8 protein-coding genes are annotated in these 5,733 nt (G+C 28.0%); all 8 read left to right on the top strand.

Annotation, left to right across the window (positions count from 1 at the left end):
- On the top strand, nucleotides 1-552 hold a 552-nt coding region (locus tag VK071_01080), incomplete at its 5' end, for a hypothetical protein (GenBank protein HLR33910.1).
- Nucleotides 527-2,905 (top strand): DUF2357 domain-containing protein, encoded by a 2,379-nt coding sequence (locus tag VK071_01075; GenBank protein HLR33909.1) that lies wholly within the window; start codon nucleotides 527-529, stop codon nucleotides 2,903-2,905. The genes VK071_01080 and VK071_01075, both read left to right, overlap by 26 nt.
- A 37-nt stretch (nucleotides 2,906-2,942) precedes the next feature.
- The gene (locus VK071_01070) at nucleotides 2,943-3,125 is read left to right on the top strand and encodes an Rpn family recombination-promoting nuclease/putative transposase (protein HLR33908.1); all 183 of its coding nucleotides are present in this window, start codon (nucleotides 2,943-2,945) and stop codon (nucleotides 3,123-3,125) included.
- Between the two features lie 47 nt (nucleotides 3,126-3,172).
- Entirely contained in the window at nucleotides 3,173-3,397 is a 225-nt protein-coding gene (locus VK071_01065) for a hypothetical protein (GenBank protein HLR33907.1), read from the top strand.
- Nucleotides 3,394-3,627 carry a hypothetical protein gene (locus VK071_01060; GenBank protein HLR33906.1) on the top strand — a complete coding sequence of 78 codons (234 nt, stop codon included), beginning with the start codon at nucleotides 3,394-3,396 and terminating at the stop codon, nucleotides 3,625-3,627. Before VK071_01065 ends, VK071_01060 begins: the two co-directional genes overlap by 4 nt.
- A 166-nt stretch (nucleotides 3,628-3,793) precedes the next feature.
- A complete protein-coding gene (locus tag VK071_01055; protein ID HLR33905.1) occupies nucleotides 3,794-4,291 on the top strand; it encodes a hypothetical protein in 498 nt (165 codons plus the stop codon).
- Nucleotides 4,292-4,723: 432 nt separating this feature from the next.
- Nucleotides 4,724-4,903, top strand: a complete 180-nt coding sequence (locus VK071_01050) for a hypothetical protein (protein ID HLR33904.1) — start codon at nucleotides 4,724-4,726, stop codon at nucleotides 4,901-4,903.
- A 136-nt stretch (nucleotides 4,904-5,039) separates the two neighbouring features.
- Nucleotides 5,040-5,294: a hypothetical protein gene (locus VK071_01045; protein HLR33903.1), complete on the top strand. Its 255-nt coding sequence runs from the start codon at nucleotides 5,040-5,042 to the stop codon at nucleotides 5,292-5,294.
- Nucleotides 5,295-5,733 lie beyond the last annotated feature (439 nt).

The raw sequence follows: 5,733 nt of genomic DNA, 5'->3' as shown, positions 1-5,733 counted from the left end.
AGTAGGAAAGTATTAGATCGGGTTAATACAATAGAGTTTTCTGATGTAAGATTAGATTTATTAGATTTTGATACGGAAGATAATATAGACAAGTTAAGTTTAGATAATTCATGGTTTAAAACTAGATTTTTATCTATAAAGGATGCAATTAATGCTGAAAGAAAGTATGTTACTAGGATAAATGATGAGATAATTGAGATTAATAATATAATGGCTATAGGTAATAAACATTTTGGATACAGAGTAAGGGATGAAATTGTATTTTATATGTTGGAAAATAAAATAAATGGTTTACTAGAGGAACATATAGCGTTTGATTACCAGATTATGCAAAAGATTCTACCAACTATTACAGGAAGTGAAAGAGTAATTAAAGAAATCCTTATAGATTTATATAATTATTGTAATCCAAGTAGTCAGATTGTTGAAGAGATAGATTATATTAAACATGGGGAAGAAGGATTAGAAACAGCTTTATATATTAATTCTGCAAATAAAATACTTATGATGTTGAGGGGTTATGAAGATGGATTTGCTTCATTCTGGCAATAGAACTACTCTTGTACAATTGAAAAATAAGGATTTTAATTTATTTATAATTGGAGGGAATCCAAAGGAAAGGATTAAAAATCTAAAGACTAATCTAAATCAGCCAGCTGCAATAAAGATATATTACGATCACCATATGAAGACAAATCTTAAGACTATTACCGATTATGGAAACTTGGTTACAAACTATGGGCATACTATGATGCCTTGTTTTTTTGAAGATGGACAATACCAATTAGTATTAGAGAAAAAGGAGGAAGGAAATTATGAAATCTTTCACAGTGGAGTTAGAATAACTGATGAGTTCCAGGCGATTGGAAATTCCTTTATTGGTATTATAGATTTTTCTTCTGATATTGGATATACCAATATAGATATATACAAGGATGGTAACAAAGTTATTAAAATAATTTTAGAAGTTTTTCCAAGCAAACTAGATTATTATAAGGATTATCAGGAATTAATTATGGAAATTAATGAGGAAATAACTTCCTTAGCTTTTAAATTTTTAGATAAGACTTATTTAGAAGGAAAGTTAAAAGATACTGCCTATCAGACTAATACAGAATTCCTTAATATTTTAGATGTTATTTTTGGTGATTTGGAACTTGCATTAAAAAGAATTGTGAATAATTTTAAACATAATGTTATTACTTGTGAAAGCTTAACACAAACCCACAAAGCCAAGAGAATATCTAATAAGACTATAAAATATTTCAGAACTCATGCTGATATTTTAACCAAATCAAATAAAGGATTTATAAATATAAATAATTCTTTTTATTACCCTCAAAAAGTAGTACAAGAAAAGAAAATTACAACTATAGATATATTTGAAAATAGATTTGTGAAATATATGGTTCAAAAAACCGTTAAGAGATTAAGAACTATTGAGAAGTATTTGGGTAGTAGAGATCAACGGGAGAATAATACTTTAAATTTCATTAGAAAAAAGATACAAATTCTAGAAATGTATCTAAATAATTATTTTCAAAAAGTTGGTGATTTAACTGGAAACAAAAGTATGAGCTTAGTTTTCCAAATGGCACCAGGTTATAAAGAAATGTACAAGAAATATGTAATGCTTAATAAGGGTTTAGACTTAGGAGATGATTTATTTAAGATTACACCTAAAAAACTATATTCTTTGTATGAGATATGGTGCTATATAAAGATTCACAAAATATTATCTGATTTAGGTTATGATGTTGAGGAATATGGAATATTACAGTATAAGGATAATGGTATGTATCTATCACTTTCGCAAGACTCTCAAGCTAAAATGATATATAAAAATAATAAAAATAAATTGGAGCTTTGGTACAATAAATCTTATACTATGCCTACAACGGATCAACGGCCAGATACTGTTTTGCATATTAGAAATCTTAATGACAAAGAGAATAGAACCTATATTTTTGATGCAAAATATAGAATTTCTATAAGTGATGGCAAAGTAGGACCTATGGTAGAGGATATAAATGTTATGCATAGGTATAGGGATGCCATTGTATCAAAAATGAGTGATGAGTTTCAATATAAACATGAGACCTTCGGAGCATATGTGATGTTTCCTTATGGGAACGAGAAAGATTTCAAAAATCATAAATTCTATAAGAGTATAAATGAAGTAAATGTAGGGGCTTTTCCTATGTTACCAGGAAGTACAAAACTTCTTTCTAAACATTTAGAAAGAATAATTAATCAATCCCATTTGGAAGCTAAAAGTGAAAGAATTTTAGTAGATGATTATGATGATTATGCAAAGTTCAAATTGGAGAATGTAATGGTTGTAAATGTTAAGGATAAAAAACACTTAGGGGTATACAAGGAGCAACAGTTTTATCATATACCAGAAAAAAGACTATCAAATGTTAGGCTAGGAATAGAATATTTGGCTTTTTATCAGTCTAAAAGATCTTTTGGTAACGCGGGTGGGATTAAATATTTTGCTAAAATAAATGATATAGTAAAATACAAAAGAGGAGAGTGTAAGGAACTGCCAGCACGAAGAGGTACTGAAGAAGAAATATATTTAAGGTTTGATTTAGATAGTATTAAAGAAATTGAACATATTAAACCTATTCAATCTGGAACTCAGCTTGTATCTTATACTACTTTTTATCTATTAATAAATGCAGAAAATATGCATGAACTAAAACTAAAAAGCAATTTAGAAATAGAAGTTTATAAAAAGCTTAGGAGTATAGCACAGGAAAACAGTTGGGCTATTAGAAAAGAGTTTAACCAATACCTTATAAATAAAAATACTGTAGAAATTCTTGAGGGTAAAACCATTAGAATTAATGGAAAAATTACTAAATTAAAAGACATAAAAGAAGCATTATTAATTTAGAATTAATAGATAACTTGGTATTATTTTAAAATCGTGGATGACTATAGTACGAAAAGAGAACAAAGATGAACTACCAATTATTGTACCAATGGTAATTTATCACGGTAAAGAGAAATGGAATCTGAAAACAGATTTAAGAGATATGATACCAGGATTTGGTGGATTACCAAAATACTTTAAGAAAGAGCACCAGTATTTAAATATGATTTTTTTAACATAGGAGAATATGAAGAAAGTGATTTTGAAAGATTAACTAAGTTAACCGCAATGATGCTTAAGGCGTTTCAGGATGCTTTTGAAGAGTATATAGAAGTGATATTAACAAATTTTTTACTAGCTTTAGAAGAAGTACAAAATGAAGAATCAGTGGAAACACTAATTTACTATGGAGAAATATATTTAAAATATATAGAACTAACTAATGATAATATTACGGAAGAAGATATAGTAAAGGAAATAAAAAAATTATATGGAAAGGGGCTGTTACTATGAGTATATTACGGAGAAGAGAAGAAATGGGTATACAGAAGGGAATGCAGGAAGGAATGCAAAAAGGAATACAAAAAGGTATGCAAGAAGGCATGCGAAAAGGAATACGAGAAAGAAATCTTGAAATAACTAAAAACTTATTAAAAGAAGGAACAGAAATAGCCTTAGTAGTAAAAGCAACGGACCTTTCTAAATCTGAAGTGGTAAAGCTTAATGAAGAAGTTAATAAATAATACCATATAGTGATAGAGGATGAAGAGATAGTGCTGATCATCCTCTATTGTCTTTAGTCCAGAAATATACCATAGAATATACAAAAACACCTTATTATTCAGCATAAACTTGATGCATTAAATCAAATTACTAGGGTATCCTTTAAATGAAAGTGAGGGATATTCTATGAAAGAAAATAAAACTAGTGAAGAATTAATATATGATTATACCAATAAATCAGAGCTAACTAATACGGAGAGAAAAGATTTTTTCTATCATTTAACTTTATTAGATTGGAATAATATGGCTAAAGACTATGGTGAAAGTTTTAATGATAAAATATTAAAGAAGATAATGAATGAAAAAATAGAGGATTTGGAAACCATGTCTAATGCTATTCTATTATATAATAATCCTTATGGTATATATACATTAGAATTTGGTAAGTTAATTACAAAGTTTTATTTAAAGGATAAGATTAAGTTTATAAAAGCTTTAAATTTAGTAAAAGATGAAACCATAAACATTGTCTATGTTTTTAGATTAGAAAGAATATTTCCCGATGATTACACCGAAGATGATTCAGCAGAAATCCAGGCTTCTAATATGCTAACGGATGAGGAAAAAGAAACGGCAAGAATGTTTTTTAAAATGTATAGAAATATATGTATATCCTGTTTGTAATTAGTGTCAAATTTAAAAACGTACTATTAAATAAATAATATCAAAATTGTCAAGATTTTAGATTTAGATAAGAACTTAAAATCTTGGCAATTTTGATATAATTGTAATAAGAAAATAATTTAATCTAGTTTTTGTTAAAAACTCATAATTTCTTCAAGGGAAATAGGGTTGTTGGTTAAATATACATATTGAATGGTTTCACTCCATTTGCATAATTTTGTTTCTACTTAGTTAATCCAACAAATTAGGGTGAAACCCTTTTTGTTTTTTGAATAAAACTAAGTAAAATTAATAATTAAGGATTATTCAATTTACTTATTAAATATAAATTAGATAAGCCTCTTAAAAAAATCTACCAGTCGACAAATATTATGATAAATTACTAGACTTATATGTTTTTTATATTTTGAAATATATGAATAAATAAAGCATATGAACATTTCAAAAAGTCTTATTACTATAAAAGGACAACACTACAGCATATTAGATAGTCATAGGGATTATATGAATCCTATTTCAATAGATATAGATAAAGCTGAAGGAAGCAATCCTCCCCATAGCAAAGGTAACGGGTTCTATCTGACTATTGTTAGAACCGACCCATATATGTGATGTAGATGTACTTGAAGACTTTCTATTGTAAACTAGTATTGCAAATAAAGCTGAGGGTTAGGGAAATGGTGGTGGGCAACAATTTGGTGATAAAAGTCCATTTAGGGGCTTCCTAAAAATCATTAGATATAGTTGAATGGTGGCAGGAGCTTTTGCAGTTGGTAGTTGCTCTACAATACATGGGTTGTCCAATACTGAAGAAGGATTGGATAATTTATATTATGGAATAAAAGGAGATGGTAAGTCTATAGATGTAAATCCTGCTGGAGATGCTCACTTTGAATCCAATCCAGAATTATATTATACAATAGGTAATGCAAGTACAATAATCTCTAGTATAGAAGCTCCAATAGCAAGTAGTGTTTCAATAGAACAAGTTGTGGCAACTTAAGTTAAACGTCTAGTATCTGGTGCAGTAGGTTTAATAGCATCAAATGCTCTTATGGATAGATATGATTTAAATAAATATATAGCCATGGGGATTATTGGATCGGGGACAAAGAACTATAGGTTTATCCAAGTGGGACAAAATGTATGTTAAAATATATAGGATGTAATGATCAAGATATAGGGATCTTTACAACATTAGTAAGAAGTCAACAAATATTAAATGAGTTTTAATATTAATATACAGAATTATCTAAAATAGGGTATAATAAATATAAGGATAATATTATATAGGAGGTCCGGAAAATGGGAACTAAAGAACTGTTAAGTCCATTAAATGACCTAGTTTTTAAGGCTCTCTTTGGAAGAGAACAAAAGAAGAGTAAAATTATTCTAATCGATTTCTTAAATTCAATCTTAGATTTAGACGAAGAAGATAAAAT

Source organism: Tissierellales bacterium, from assembly GCA_035301805.1.
In the GTDB taxonomy this organism is placed as follows: domain Bacteria; phylum Bacillota; class Clostridia; order Tissierellales; family DATGTQ01; genus DATGTQ01.
The sequence above is the reverse complement of the archived record's forward strand: the minus strand, read 5'-3'. Positions and strand labels throughout refer to the sequence as shown.